This is a genomic window from Streptomyces sp. NPDC059567 (genome assembly GCF_042735655.1).
In the GTDB taxonomy this organism is placed as follows: domain Bacteria; phylum Actinomycetota; class Actinomycetes; order Streptomycetales; family Streptomycetaceae; genus Streptomyces.
On sequence record NZ_JBHWBS010000013.1, the window covers coordinates 97,930 to 111,823 of the forward strand.

Consider the following 13,894-nt stretch of genomic DNA (forward strand, 5'->3'; position numbering starts at 1 on the left):
CTGGGGTGGGGGTGTGTTTTTTGTTTAACCGAGCCCGCGCGACCCCCGGGCCCGGGGGGGGGGTGGGGGGGTTGTTATACCAACCCCCGACGGGTTTTGCCCGACGTTAACTCCGGCCTCTTGACGGCCCCTTGTCGCCGTTCTCACTATGTTCCCCATCGCGCAACCCATCGTGCAATGCGCAACAACCGAGGAGCCCATCGTGCCGCATGAGGTTCGTGCCGTCGTTGCCGTCGAGAGGGGCGCACCCGTCGAGGTGCGGACGATCCTGGTCCCCGACCCCGGTCCCGGCGAGGTTCTCGTCTCCGTGCAGGCCTGCGGGGTCTGCCACACCGATCTGCACTACCGGGAAGGGGCGATCAACGACGACTTCCCGTTCCTGCTCGGCCACGAGGCGGCCGGCACCGTCGAGTCCGTGGGCGAGGGCGTCACCGACCTGGCGCCGGGCGACTACGTCGTCCTCGCCTGGCGCGCCCCGTGCGGCGCCTGCCGCTCCTGTCGCCGCGGCCGCCCCTGGTACTGCTTCGACTCCCGCAACGCGGCCCGTCCCATGACCCTGTTGGACGGCACGCCGCTCTCCCCCGCGTTGGGCATCGGTGCCTTCGCCGAGAAGACCCTGGTGGCGGCCGGACAGGCGGTGAAGGTCGACCCCGCTGCCCGGCCCGAGGCGGCCGGCCTCATCGGCTGTGGCGTGATGGCCGGTTACGGCGCGGCCGTGAACACCGGACGGGTCGGCAACGGCGACACGGTGGCCGTGATCGGCTGCGGCGGAGTCGGCAACGCGGCCATCGCGGGCGCCTGTCTGAACGGGGCCCGCAAGGTCATCGCCGTCGACATCGACGACAGGAAACTGGATCAGGCGGAGAAGTTCGGCGCCACGCACACGGTCAACTCCCTCGGCACGGACCCCGTCGAGGCCGTGCGCGCGCTGACCGACGGCTTCGGGGTGGACATCGCCATCGACGCCGTCGGCCGACCGGAGACGTACAAGCAGGCCTTCTACATGCGGGACCACGCCGGTGTGCTCGTCCAGGTCGGCGTCCCGGACCCGGAGATGAGGATCGACCTTCCGCTGATCGATCTCTTCTCGCGCGGCGGCGCGCTGAAGTCGTCCTGGTACGGCGACTGTCTGCCGAGCCGCGACTTCCCGATCCTGATCGACCAGTACCTCTACGGCCTCCTGGACCTCAACTCCTTCGTCACCGAGACGATCGGGCTCGACGAGGTCGAGAACGCCTTCGCCAAGATGCACCGGGGCGAGGTCCTGCGCTCGGTGGTGGTCCTGTGACCGACACCGCGCCCACGCCTCCCCGTGTCGTGGTCATCGGCGCCGGCATCGTGGGCTGTTCACTCGCCGACGAGCTGACCGCCCGCGGCTGGACCGATGTCACGGTCCTCGACCAGGGCCCCCTGCCCGCTCCCGGCGGCTCCACCTCCCATGCCCCGGGCCTCGTCTTCCGTACCAGCCCGTCCAGGACGCTCAGCGCCTTCGCCTCGTACACCGTGGAGAAGTTCCGCTCGCTCGAGGTCGACGGGCTGCCCTGCTTCAACGCCGTCGGCGGGCTCGAACTGGCCACCACCGAGGAGCGCTGGGCCGAGCTGCACCGGAGGGCCGGTTACGCCGCCGCCTGGGGGATCCGCGGCGAACTGGTCTCCGCCCGGCGCTGCAAGGAGCTGTGGCCGCTGCTCGACGAGAGCAAGGTCGTCGGCGGGTTCCACACCCCGGACGACGGCCTGGCCCGCGCGGTGCTCGCCTGTCGCGCCCAGCGGGAACGCGCCGAGTCGCGTGGTGCCCGGTTCCTGGGGCGGCACACCGTCACCGGCATCGAGCGGGAGGACGGCCGTGTCGGCGCGGTCGTCACCGACCGGGGTGTCTTCCCGGCCGACCACGTCGTGTCGGCGGCCGGCTTCTGGGGCCCGGTCGTCGGGCGGATGGCGGGCGTCGACGTGCCACTGCTGCCGCTCGCCCACCAGTACGCGAAGACCCGGCCGTTGCCGGAGCTCGCCGGCGTCAACGCCCCCGCCATCGAGGCGTCCCGGCCGATCCTGCGCTTTCAGGACCGTGATCTGTACTTCCGCGAGCACACCGACCGGATCGGGATCGGCAGCTACGCCCACCGGCCGCTGCCCGTCGACCCGTTCGCCGTCCCGGCCTACGACGAGGCCCCGGTCATGCCTTCCTCGTTCCCCTTCACCCCGGAGGACTTCGCGCCGAGCTGGGACGACTGCCGGGAACTCCTCCCGGCGCTCGCCGGCAGCGAGATCGAGGAGGGCTTCAACGGCGTCTTCTCCTTCACCCCTGACGGAATGCCACTGCTCGGCGAGGCCGGCTCCCTGCGCGGCTTCTGGCTCGCCGAGGCCGTCTGGGTCACGCACTCGGCCGGGGTGGCGAAGGCCGTCGCCGAGTGGATGGTCGACGGGCGCCCCGCCCTCGACGTCCACGAGTGCGACCACACCCGGTTCGAGGACGCCCAGCGCTCCCCCGCGTACGTCCACGACCGCGGCGCCCGCCAGTTCGTCGAGGTGTACGACGTGCTGCACCCCCTGCAGCCGATGGAGGAGCCCCGCCCGCTGCGGGTGAGCCCCTTCCACGCCCGCCAGCGGGAGCTCGGCGCGTCCTTCCTGGAGGGCGGCGGCTGGGAGAGTCCGCACTGGTACGAGGCGAACGCCCCGCTCGCCGAGTCCGTCGACCTGCCGGAGCGGGACGCCTGGTCGGCCCGCCACTGGTCGCCGATCGCCGCCGCGGAGGCCAGGGCGACCCGCGAGAAGGTCGCGCTGTACGACATGACACCGCTGCGCAGGCTGGAGGTCACGGGACCCGGCGCGCTCGCCTTCCTCCAGCGGATGACGACGAACAACCTGGCGAAGAAGCCGGGCGCCGTGACCTACACGCTGCTGCTCGACGAGAGCGGCGGCATCCGTTCGGACCTGACCGTGGCGCGGCTGGCCGCCGACCGCTTCCAGATCGGCGCCAACAGCCGGGCGGACGAGGACTGGCTGCTACGGCACGCCCCGGGCGACATCCGCATCCGGGACATCACCTCCGGCACCTGCTGCATCGGGGTGTGGGGTCCGCTCGCCCGCGCCCTGGTGCAGCCGCTGACCCGGGACGACTTCTCCCACCGGGGCTTCGGCTACTTCCGCGCCAGGGAGACGTACCTCGGCCATGTGCCGGTGACGGCGATGCGGCTCAGCTACGTCGGTGAACTGGGCTGGGAGCTGTACACCAGCGCCGATCTGGGGCTGCGGCTCTGGGACACCCTGTGGGAGGCGGGCCAGGAGCACGGGGTGATCGCCGCCGGACGGTCCGCCTTCAACAGCCTGCGCCTGGAGAAGGGGTACCGCTCCTGGGGCCACGACATGACCACCGAGCACACGCCGTACGAGGCGGGTGTCGGCTTCGCCGTCCGGATGGACAAGGGCGACTTCGTCGGACGGGCCGCGCTGGAACGGTCCGGCGAGCCACGGCGCCGGCTGACGCCGCTGCTCCTCGACGACCCGGCCGCCGTGGTCCTCGGCAAGGAGCCGGTGTACGTCGACGGCCGGGCCGCCGGGTACGTCACGAGCGCGTCCTACGGGTACACCCTGGGCCGCTGCGTCGCGTACGCCTGGCTGCCGCCGCTCGCCTCCGGCAGCGCGCTGCACATCGAGTACATCGGCGAGAAGGTCCCCGCCACCGTGGCCGACGAGCCGCTGTTCGACCCCGACATGAGCCGTATCCGCCGTTAGGAAGGTTCCAGGGATGTCACCCACCTATGACGTGATCGTCGTCGGCCTCGGCGGAATGGGCAGTGCCGCCGCCCACCATCTGTCCGCGCGCGGTGCCCGTGTGCTGGGCCTGGAGAAGTTCGGTCCGGTGCACAACCGCGGCTCCAGCCACGGGGGTTCGCGCATCACCCGGCAGTCCTACTTCGAGGACCCCGCCTACGTCCCGCTGCTGCTGCGCGCCTACGAGCTGTACGAGGCGCTGGAGCGCGACACCGGCCGGGACATCGCGACGCTCTGCGGCGGCGTGATGGTCGGCCGGCCCGAGTCCCGCACGGTGTCCGGTTCGCTGCTCTCGGCCCGGCAGTGGGACCTGCCGCACGAGATGCTCGACGCGAAGGAGATCCGCCGCCGCTTCCCCACCCTCACCCCCACCGACGACGAGGTGGCGCTGTACGAGGCAAGGGCGGGGCTGCTGCGCCCGGAGAACACGGTGGCGGCCCATCTCCAGCTCGCCACGCAGGCCGGCGCGGACCTGCACTTCGAGGAGCCGGTGGTGCGCTGGGAGCCGTACCGCGAAGGGGTGCGCGTCCACACCGCCGAGGACACCTACACCGCCGGGCAGTTGGTGATCTGCCCGGGAGCCTGGGCGCCCCGGCTCCTCGACGACCTGGGGGTGCCGTTCACGATCGAGCGGCAGGTCATGCACTGGTTCCAGCCCGAGGGCGGCACCCGCCCCTTCCTCCCGGAGAACCACCCGATCTACATCTGGGAGGACGCGGACGACGTCCAGATCTACGGCTTCCCCGCGATCGACGGCCCTGAACTGGGCGCCAAGGTGGCCTTCTTCCGCAGGGGAAACGTCTGCACCCCGGAGACCATCGACCGGACCGTGCACGACGACGAGGTCGCGGCCATGGCCGGCCAGCTGTCCCGGCACATCCCCTCGCTGCCCGGCCGCTTCCTCAAGGCCGCCACCTGTATGTACTCCAACACCCCCGACGAGCACTTCGTCATCGCGCGCCATCCGGAGCACCCCGAGTCGGTCACCGTCGCCTGCGGGTTCTCCGGCCACGGCTTCAAGTTCGTGCCCGTCGTCGGCGAGATCCTCGCCGACCTGGCGCTGACGGGCACCACCGAGCACCCCATCGAGCTGTTCGATCCGCGGCGGCTGTCCGCCGCGCCCGCCTGAGGAGCCCGCCATGACGACCATGCCGCTGCCCCCGAGTCTGATCGCCACGCTCCCCGGCCACTTCTACACCGACCCGGAGATCTTCCGGCAGGAGCAGGAGCGGCTCTTCGAATCGATGTGGTTCTGCGCCGTGCGCGGCGCCGACCTCGCCAGGCCCGGCGCGTTCCGTACGGTGCGGATCGGCCGCGAGAGCGTGATCGTCACCCGTAACCGGGGCGGCGAGCTGCGCGCCTTCCTCAACGTCTGCCGGCACCGAGGCGCGCAGCTGTGCACCGAGGAGTCCGGCGAGGTGCGGCGCACGCTGCAATGCCCGTACCACGCCTGGACGTACGACCTCGACGGCAAGCTGATCGCGGCGCCGAACCTGGTGAAGATGAACGACGTCGACCGCACGGCCTACGGCCTGGTGACCGTGCACCTGCGGGAATGGCTGGGCTATGCGTGGGTGTGCCTGGCCGACGAACCGCCGTCGTTCGAGGAGACGGTGATCGGCGCGGCCGTGGAACGGCTCGGCGACGCCGCCTCCATCGAGCGGTACGGCACCGAGAAGCTCGCGCTCGGCAAGCGCATCACGTACGACGTGAAAGCGAACTGGAAGCTGATCGTCGAGAACTTCATGGAGTGCTACCACTGCGCCACGATCCATCCCGAACTCACCGATGTGCTGCCGGAGTTCGCGGACGGCTACGCGGCGCAGTACTACGTGGGGCACGGCGCCGCCTTCGCCGACGAGGCCAAGGGGTTCACCGTCGACGGCAGCGAGGGTTTCGCCCGACTGCCGGACGTGGCCGAGGAGCAGGACCGGCGCTACTACGCGATCACGGTCAAGCCGACCGTGTTCATCAACCTCGTCCCCGATCATGTGATCCTGCACCGGATGTTCCCGCTCGCCGAGGACCGCACGGTCGTCGAGTGCGACTGGCTGTACGCGCCCGAGGTCGTGGAGTCCGGAGCGGACGCCTCCAGGTCGGTGGAGCTCTTCCACCGGGTGAACGTCCAGGACTTCGACGCCTGCGAGCGCACCCAGCCGGCGATGGCCTCCCGCGCCTACCGGACCGGCGGAGTGCTCGTGCCCACCGAGCACCACATCGAGGTCTTCCACGCATGGCTGCTCGAAAAGCTGCGGTCCCACGCCTCCGACCAGGCGTGATCACCGTCACATTCGGCATACATCGCGGCCGTCCGGTGAGACACCAAGCTGCCAGGGCGCCTTCGATACGGCGCTGACCAGGAGGAACGAGAGACATGCCCGAACTCTTCATCGGCGGTGCGTGGCGGTCCGCGCTCGACGAGCGGACCCGTGAGATCCGCTGCCCGGCCGACGGCGGCCTGGTCGCGGTGGTCGACGAGGCCGGGGGCAAGGACACCGTCGAGGCGATCGCGGCCGCGCGCCGTGCCTTCGACGAGGGCCCCTGGCCGTCGACCCCGGCCGCGGACCGCGGTGACCTGTTGCTGCGCGTCGCCGAGCTGCTGGTCCGCGACAAGGACGCGCTGGCCCGCGCGGAGTCCCTCGACACCGGCAAGCGGCTGGTGGAGAGCGCGTACGACATGGACGACATCGCGAACTGCTTCCGCTACTTCGGGCGGCTCGCGGGAGCCGAGACGGGCCGGGTGATCGACACCGGCAATGCCGGCGCCGACAGCCGGGTCGTGTACGAGCCGGTGGGCGTGTGCGGGCTGATCACGCCCTGGAACTATCCGCTGCTCCAGACGGCCTGGAAGGTCGCCCCGGCGCTCGCCGCGGGCAACACGTTCGTGCTGAAGCCGAGCGAGCTGACCCCGCACACCGCGATCCATCTGATGCGGCTGCTCGCGGAGGCCGGGCTGCCGGACGGCGTGGCCAACCTGGTGCTCGGCGCGGGCCCCGAGGCGGGCGCGCCGCTCGCCGACCATCCCGACGTCGACCTGCTGTCCTTCACCGGCGGGCTGCAGACCGGCCGCCGGCTGATGGCCGCGGCCGCCGGGACGGTGAAGAAGGTCGCGCTCGAACTGGGCGGCAAGAACCCGAACATCGTCTTCGCGGACGCCGACTTCGAGGCCGCCGTGGACATGGCCCTGACGGCGGTCTTCCTGCACTCGGGGCAGGTCTGCTCGGCGGGCGCGCGTCTGCTCGTCGAGGACTCGCTGCACGACCGTTTCGTCGACGAGGTCGTGCGCCGGGCCGGGGAGATCCGGCTCGGCGGGCCCTTCGACGAGCGGGCCCGGACCGGTCCGCTGATCTCGGCCGCCCATCGCGCCAAGGTCGAGGCGTATGTGGAGCGCGGTCTCGCGGAGGGCGCGGTGCTGCGCTGTGGCGGCGCCCGGCCCGAAGGGCCCGCGTACGACCAGGGCTTCTACTACCTGCCGACCGTCCTCGACGACTGCCATGCCGGGATGTCGGTGGTGCGGGAGGAGTCCTTCGGGCCCGTTCTGACGGTGGAGCGCTTCCGCGACGGCGACGAGGACGAGGCGGTCCGGCTCGCGAACGACACGATCTACGGACTCGCGGGCGCGGTCTGGACCAGCGACGAGGCCCGGGCCCGCCGGATGGCTGCGCGGCTGCGCCTCGGCACGGTGTGGATCAACGACTACCACCCCTATCTGCCGCAGGCCGAGTGGGGAGGGTTCAAGCAGTCCGGCACGGGCCGTGAGCTCGGGCCGAGCGGTCTCGCCGAGTACCGCGAGACGAAGCACATCTGGCGCAACACCTCACCGGAGCCGCAGGGCTGGTTCGCCTGACGCGACCTCTACCGTTCAGGAGTCACACCATGGCAATCGCTCCACCGTCCCAGGCGGCCGACGACGCCGAGCTCGCCGAGTTCGGGTACCGCCCCGAACTGAAGCGGACGCTCGGCAACTTCCACACGTTCGCGGCCGGCATCTCGTACATATCGATCCTCACCGGGACCTTCCAGCTCTTCTACTTCGGCTACGCCAGCGGCGGCCCCGCCTACTGGTGGTCGTGGCCGATGGTCTTCGTGGGGCAGTTCATGGTCGCGCTCTGCTTCGCGGAGCTGGCCGCCCGCTACCCGGTCGCGGGGTCCATCTACAACTGGTCGAAGAAGGTGGGCAATCCGCACATCGGCTGGCTGGCGGGGTGGATGATGCTCATCGCCTCGGTCGTGTCGATCGCGGCCGTGGCCCTCGCCTATCAGCTGACGCTTCCCCAGATCTCGTCGTTCTTCCAGTTCGTCGGGGACGGCTCGGGGACGTACGACGTGGCGACCAACGCGGTGCTGCTGGCCGCCGTGCTGATCCTCTTCACCACGGTGGTCAACGCCTTCGGTGTGAAGCTGATGGCGCGGATCAACACCGCGGGCGTCTTCCTCGAACTCATCGCCACCGTCGTGCTGATCGTGCTCCTTACCATCAACGTCGTCCGGGGCCCGCAGGTCGTCACGGAGACGGCGGGCACCGGTGACGGGCAGAGCTTCGGGTACCTCGGGGCGTTCCTGATCGCCTCGCTCGCCTCGGCCTATGTGATGTACGGCTTCGACACCGCGGCCTCGCTGGGCGAGGAGTCCCTGGACCCGTCGCGCAACGCGCCGCGCGCGATCATCCGGGCGATCGTCGCCTCGTTCGTCCTGGGCGGGCTGATCCTGATCCTGGCGCTGATGAGCGTGTCGAGCCTGCGGGGCGAGAAGCTGTCCACGGACGGGCTGCAGTACGTCGTCCTCGACGTCCTCGGCCCGACGGCCGGCAAGGCGATGCTGTGGTGCGTGCTGATCGCCGTCACCGTCTGCGCGCTCGCGGTGCACACCGCGGCGGTACGGCTCGCCTTCGCCATGGCCCGGGACAACAACCTTCCCGCGTCCGGCCGGCTCGCGAAGGTCAGCCCGCGCTTCGGCACGCCGATCCTGCCGACCGTCATCATCGGCGTCCTGGCACTGGCGATCCTGCTGGTGAACATCCGCCAGCCGCAGATCTTCACCGTGGTCACCAGCATCGGCATCGTGATGATCTACGTCGCCTATCTGCTGGTCACCGGGCCGATGCTGGTCGCCCGGCTGCGCGGTCGCTGGCAGCCCGCCGAGGGGAAGTTCTCCCTCGGCCGCTGGGGACTGCCCGTCAACATCCTCGCCGTGCTGTGGGGCGGGGCGATGACGCTCAACCTCATCTGGCCGCGGTCGGCCGTCTACAACGCCGCCGCCCCCTACCACTGGTATCTGCGCTGGGGCGCCGTCCTGTTCGTCGGCGCGATCGCGCTGGGCGGCTTCGCCTACTACTGGTTCGTCCAGCGGCACCGTACGGGCGTACTGGCGGAACACGCCGCCGTCACGTCCCCCGATACCGCCGCCATGAAGAAAGAGGTCACCCCCTCATGACCGAGTCGTCCGACAGCGGAGAGTTCGACTACGTCGTCGTCGGCGGCGGAACCGCGGGCAACGTCGTCGCCGCGCGGCTCAGCGAGGACCCGTCCGTGACGGTCTGCGTGCTGGAGGCGGGACCGAGCGACGTCGGCAACGACGACGTCCTCAAGCTGGAGCGGTGGATGGGGCTGCTGGAGTCCGGCTACGACTGGGACTATCCGGTCGAACCCCAGGACAGCGGCAACAGCTTCATGCGTCACGCCCGCGCCAAGGTGCTCGGCGGCTGTTCCTCGCACAACTCCTGCATCGCCTTCTGGGCGCCGGCGGAGGACCTCGACGACTGGGCGGGCGCCGGCTGTACGGGATGGAGCGCGGCGGACCTCTTCCCGCTGTACCGCCGTCTGGAGAACAACGACGCCCCCGGTGACCACCACGGCAGGACCGGACCCGTCAAGCTCCGCACCCTCAAGGGCGGGGACCCGTGCGGCGAGGCGCTGCTCAAGGCGTGTGCGCAGGCCGGCATCCCCACGACCCCCTTCAACAGCGGCTCGACGGTCGTGCGGGGCGCGAACTGGTTCCAGATCAACTCGGACGAGGACAACATCCGGCAGTCCTCCTCGGTCGCCTATCTCCATCCGATCCTGGGCAAGCGCCCCAACCTGGAGATACGCACCGGGGTACGGGCGAAGAAGCTGGTCCTCGACGGGCGGCGCTGTGTCGGAGCCGAGTACCTGGACCCGGACCTGATCCACACCCGAACGGTCCGCGCCCGCCGCGAGGTGATCGTCTCGTGCGGTTCCATCGACACGCCGAAACTGCTGATGCTCTCCGGCATCGGTCCCGCGGAGCATCTGCGGGAGACGGGCGTCGACGTGCTCGTGGACTCCGCGGGAGTCGGCGAGAACCTCCAGGACCACCCCGAGGGCGTCATCATGTGGGAGGCGGCTCAGCCGATGACCACCACGTCCAGCCAGTGGTGGGAGGCGGGCATCTTCTACGACACCGAGCCGGGTCTGGACAGGCCGGACCTGATGTTCCACTACGGATCCGTGCCGTTCGACATGAACACCAGCCGGCACGGCTATCCGACGTCCGAGAACGCCTTCTGTCTGACGCCCAACGTCACCCGCGCCAAGTCCCGCGGCACGGTGCGGCTGCGGACCCGTGACTACCGTGACAAGCCGAGGGTCGACCCTCGGTACTTCACGCACGAGCACGACGCCCGGGTGATGACGTACGGCCTCAAGCTCGCGCGCCGCATCGCGCGGCAGCCCGCGCTCTCCGGCTGGGCGGGCGCCGAACTCGCGCCCGGTCCCTCCGTGGTCACCGACGACGAGCTGCTCGACTACATCCGCAAGACGCACAACACCGTCTACCATCCGGCGTGCACGGTGAAGATGGGTGCGGACGACGACCCGATGGCGCCTCTCGACGCCCGGCTGCGGGTCAAGGGGGTGCCGGGTCGGGCGCGTTCGGCCTAGAAGGTGAGGTTCCAGGCGTCGATCTTGCCGGTGTCCTGGGCTGCGTTGTCGTTCACACGGAGCTTCCAGACGCCGTTCGCGACCTCCGAGGAGGCGTTGACGGTGAAGGTCTGGACGATGTTGTCCGTGCCGCTGCCGGTCCGGTTGTGCACGGTGTACACCGTGCCGTCGGGGGCCACCAGGTCGACCTTCAGGTCACCGATGTAGGTGTGCTTGATGTCCACACCCACCTTGAGGGTGGCCGGCGCGTTGCCGGTGACGCCGCCGACCGTGATCGAGCTCTCCACGGTCGCGTTGTCGGCGATCGTGACGTCGCCGAGGTTCTCGAAGTACGCGCCGGGCGGCGGGGTGGTGCCGCCGACGGCCTTCAGCGCGTCGACAGCGCCCTCGCCGAAGAAGCCGTTCTTGGTCGTGGTGCCCTTGCAGCGGGTGTCCGAGGGGCACGCCCGGTCCGTGGCCTGCACGCCCAGCTGGTCCCGGATCTGCGCGGGGGTGAAGGCCGGGTTCGTGCTCGCGATCAGCGCCGCGACGCCCGCCACGTGCGGGGAGGCCATCGACGTGCCGTTCATGTTGCCGTACTTGCCGCCCGGGAGCGTCGAGTAGACACCGGAGGCGCCGTCGCCGCCCGGGGCCGCGATGTCGATCACGCCGTTGCCGAAGTTCGAGTACGAGGCCTTCGCGCCGCCGTTGCCCTGCGCAGCGACCGTCACGACGCCCGGGAGCTCGGTCGGGATGTCGATGCAGGCGTTGGTGATGGTGCGGGTGACCGGCGTGGAGTCGTTGGGGCTCTCGCTGTCCGTCGTCTTGTTGGCCAGGTCGTAGTTGGAGTTGCCGGCCGCGGCGACCTGGAGCGAGCCCTTGCCCTCGGCGTACGCCTGGGCGCGCTTGACGCCCTCGATGATGGCGGCCTGGTCCACGTTGTCCGGGCAGTTGAACTGCCACGGGTCCGTGTAGTAGCTGTTGTTGGTGACCTTGAAGCCGTGGTCACCGGCCCACATGAAGCCGCAGACGGTGTTCTCGGCGAAGAAGAGGCTGCTGGTCGGCTCGGCGATGCGGACCGACGAGATCTTCACGCCCGGCGCGACGCCGATGACGCCCTTGCCGTTCTTGGCCGCGGCGACGGTGCCGGCGACGTGCGTGCCGTGGGTGCCGACGTCCCGCCAGGCGCCGGCGCGGGTGTCCGCCTTGCCGTAGGCGCAGGAGACCGAGTCGGCCGCGTTGAAGTTGGGCGCGATGTCCTGGTGCTGGTCGTCGACACCCGTGTCGAGGATGCCGACCTTCACGGAGGCCGAGCCGGTGGTGACGGCCCAGGCCTGGTCGGCCTTGATCTGCGTCATGTCCCAGCGGTTGGACTCGGTGAGCGTCGTCGACGACTGCGCCGGGTTCGCGGGGAGCGTCGGGTTGTAGGCGTCGGCGGGGACGTCGGAGGTACGGGTGGCGCCGACCTGCTGGACGCCGGCGACCGTACGCATCGTCGAGGCGAAGCCCGTGGACGTCGAGTGGGCGACGATGACGCCGATGGCGTCGTACGAGGCGAAGACCGAACCGCCGTTGCTCGCCACGGCGTTGCGCACGGCCGTGGTGTCACCGGGAGCGGTGATGACGAGGTAGGCACGGGTGCCGGCGGCCCAGGCGGCGGCCGGGGCCGCGACGTTCGCCGTCGTCGACGCCGAGGCGCGGGAGGGCTCAGGGGTGGTCGATTCCACTGCCTGGGCGGGTGCGGCGAGGGCGACGGCCGCGCCGAGAGCGGCGGCGGCCGCGACCGAGAGTCTCAGCCGGCTGGATATCTGGGAAAACAATGCGTCCTCCGATGACCGGGTGGCGCTGGTGGCGCCGACCCGGCCGTGTGTTGTGTGGGGTGGACGCAAGATCCCAGACGTTGCCGTGCGGAAGGAAGGATTCAGTCCGACAAGCCCGTTGGCGTTACACAGTGTTGACCTGACGCGGCGCCGGTCGGGGTGGGTTTCCGCCTCGATGCGGCGCTTCGTTCCGGCTGGTACGTACCGGGCGCCGAACCGGGCCCGTGTCGGCGGGCATCCCGGCCCGGCGCACGCAGGCGATCGGCCTGCTCACGTACGGCGCGGCCCACCACCTGTTGACGCGGGTCGCCTCACTGCGGATGCTCGCCGAGACCGCCCCGCGCGCCGAGACGGACACCACCGACGTGCTGCGCCGCACGGTGCGGCCTGCGGGCGGCATGGGCGGCCCGGACGCCGGTCCCGGGCTGCCTCCGGGCGTGGCGGAGTCCTTGTTCGGAGCGGTTCCGCAGCGGGGCGGGGGGTCGACGGGGCTCGGCCTCTCCATCGCCCCGTGAGTCGCCCACGCGCACGGCGGAAGCCTCACCGCGGGCCGGGGGGAGTACTGCGCCTGCCGGTCGGTCCCGACGGTCAGTAGAGGCGCGGGGACATGACCTGGGGCTCGACGCCGGGTACTTCGAGGACGCAGCGGGGGATGCCGGGACCGGGTGCCGCCCGGATCGTCGCCGGGGTCGGCGGTTCGGTCGGCAGCTCGATGTGCACGGCCACCGGGTGACCGTGCCCGGTCGTGGCGTGCCCCGTCTCCTTGCCGTCGACGAGGACCTCCACCACGGCGGTGTGGCCGGTCTGGATCGTGACGCTGACCGAGTGCCCCGCGTGGTCGATGTGGAAATGGTGGCGTCGTCTCATGGGGTCGCCTCCGACCGGTCGCCGTCCACGCCCCCAGAACCAGGGTAGCCATCCGGCACCCGGGCAGCCGGTCGGCGGTGCGGGCGGCGTCACCCGAACAGCCGTCTTCCAGGCGTGCAACCACCCCTCCGTCCGGTGCACTGGAGAGGCAACACGTCCGCCGAGCATGGAGACGACCATGTACGAAATGCACGTCGGCATAGCGCCCCGAGACGGGGTCTTCGTCTGGCACGTGGCCGCCATGGGCACCGCGACCGCCCTGTGCGGGCAGTCCCTCCACGAGGAGCCCCTCGAAGAGCGCGAGAGGACCGACCGTCACTGCACCCCCTGCATGAGCTCGTTCCAGGAGTTGATGAACGACCGGCATTGACGGTGCGGGGCCTCGCGTAGGACACCGCACGGACCTGGGGAGTGCCCTAGGGGGTGTCTTGTCGATCATGCCGGGCTCGCGACGCCTGGCACCGCTCCTCGCCGCGTTGTCGTCGGTCGCCAACGCTCCGCGTTGACTCCCTCCTCCGCCTTGCGATCCACGGCACCAGACGCCGCTCCCCGATCCGGCCT

General features: G+C 70.6%; 11 protein-coding genes. 9 read left to right on the forward strand and 2 right to left on the reverse strand.

What is annotated here, in order from left to right; all coding sequences use genetic code 11:
* The first annotated feature begins 202 nt into the window (after nucleotides 1-202).
* From ACFVZW_RS09605 to ACFVZW_RS09635, 7 genes are all read left to right on the forward strand, one after another.
* Nucleotides 203-1,288: an S-(hydroxymethyl)mycothiol dehydrogenase gene (locus tag ACFVZW_RS09605; protein WP_384519144.1), complete on the forward strand. Its 1,086-nt coding sequence runs from the start codon at nucleotides 203-205 to the stop codon at nucleotides 1,286-1,288.
* On the forward strand, nucleotides 1,285-3,729 hold the full coding sequence (locus tag ACFVZW_RS09610; protein WP_384519146.1) for an FAD-dependent oxidoreductase: 2,445 nt from the start codon (nucleotides 1,285-1,287) through the stop codon (nucleotides 3,727-3,729). The genes ACFVZW_RS09605 and ACFVZW_RS09610 overlap by 4 nt, the downstream gene beginning before the upstream one ends.
* A 13-nt stretch (nucleotides 3,730-3,742) precedes the next feature.
* Complete coding sequence (solA, locus tag ACFVZW_RS09615) at nucleotides 3,743-4,897, forward strand: N-methyl-L-tryptophan oxidase (protein WP_384519148.1); 1,155 nt, start codon at nucleotides 3,743-3,745, stop codon at nucleotides 4,895-4,897.
* A 10-nt stretch (nucleotides 4,898-4,907) separates the two neighbouring features.
* Nucleotides 4,908-6,047 (forward strand): aromatic ring-hydroxylating dioxygenase subunit alpha, encoded by a 1,140-nt coding sequence (locus ACFVZW_RS09620; RefSeq protein ID WP_384519150.1) that lies wholly within the window; start codon nucleotides 4,908-4,910, stop codon nucleotides 6,045-6,047.
* A 95-nt stretch (nucleotides 6,048-6,142) separates the two neighbouring features.
* On the forward strand, nucleotides 6,143-7,615 hold the full coding sequence (locus ACFVZW_RS09625; RefSeq protein WP_384519152.1) for an aldehyde dehydrogenase family protein: 1,473 nt from the start codon (nucleotides 6,143-6,145) through the stop codon (nucleotides 7,613-7,615).
* A gap of 29 nt (nucleotides 7,616-7,644) precedes the next feature.
* The gene (locus ACFVZW_RS09630; RefSeq protein ID WP_384519154.1) at nucleotides 7,645-9,201 is read left to right on the forward strand and encodes an APC family permease; all 1,557 of its coding nucleotides are present in this window, start codon (nucleotides 7,645-7,647) and stop codon (nucleotides 9,199-9,201) included.
* Nucleotides 9,198-10,667 (forward strand): GMC family oxidoreductase, encoded by a 1,470-nt coding sequence (locus ACFVZW_RS09635; RefSeq protein WP_384519156.1) that lies wholly within the window; start codon nucleotides 9,198-9,200, stop codon nucleotides 10,665-10,667. The genes ACFVZW_RS09630 and ACFVZW_RS09635 overlap by 4 nt, the downstream gene beginning before the upstream one ends.
* On the opposite strand, the gene ACFVZW_RS09640 is transcribed toward ACFVZW_RS09635, so the two are convergent.
* Nucleotides 10,664-12,466, reverse strand: coding sequence for a S8 family serine peptidase (locus ACFVZW_RS09640; RefSeq protein WP_384519158.1), 1,803 nt, complete (start codon nucleotides 12,464-12,466; stop codon nucleotides 10,664-10,666). The genes ACFVZW_RS09635 and ACFVZW_RS09640 overlap by 4 nt on opposite strands.
* Before the next feature lie 224 nt (nucleotides 12,467-12,690).
* Between ACFVZW_RS09640 and ACFVZW_RS09645 the strand changes: the two genes are divergently transcribed.
* On the forward strand, nucleotides 12,691-12,981 hold the full coding sequence (locus ACFVZW_RS09645; protein ID WP_384519160.1) for a hypothetical protein: 291 nt from the start codon (nucleotides 12,691-12,693) through the stop codon (nucleotides 12,979-12,981).
* Between the two features lie 73 nt (nucleotides 12,982-13,054).
* On the opposite strand, the gene ACFVZW_RS09650 is transcribed toward ACFVZW_RS09645, so the two are convergent.
* On the reverse strand, nucleotides 13,055-13,333 hold the full coding sequence (locus ACFVZW_RS09650; RefSeq protein ID WP_384519161.1) for a hypothetical protein: 279 nt from the start codon (nucleotides 13,331-13,333) through the stop codon (nucleotides 13,055-13,057).
* Between the two features lie 178 nt (nucleotides 13,334-13,511).
* Between ACFVZW_RS09650 and ACFVZW_RS09655 the strand changes: the two genes are divergently transcribed.
* Nucleotides 13,512-13,703 carry a hypothetical protein gene (locus ACFVZW_RS09655; RefSeq protein WP_384519163.1) on the forward strand — a complete coding sequence of 64 codons (192 nt, stop codon included), beginning with the start codon at nucleotides 13,512-13,514 and terminating at the stop codon, nucleotides 13,701-13,703.
* Nucleotides 13,704-13,894 lie beyond the last annotated feature (191 nt).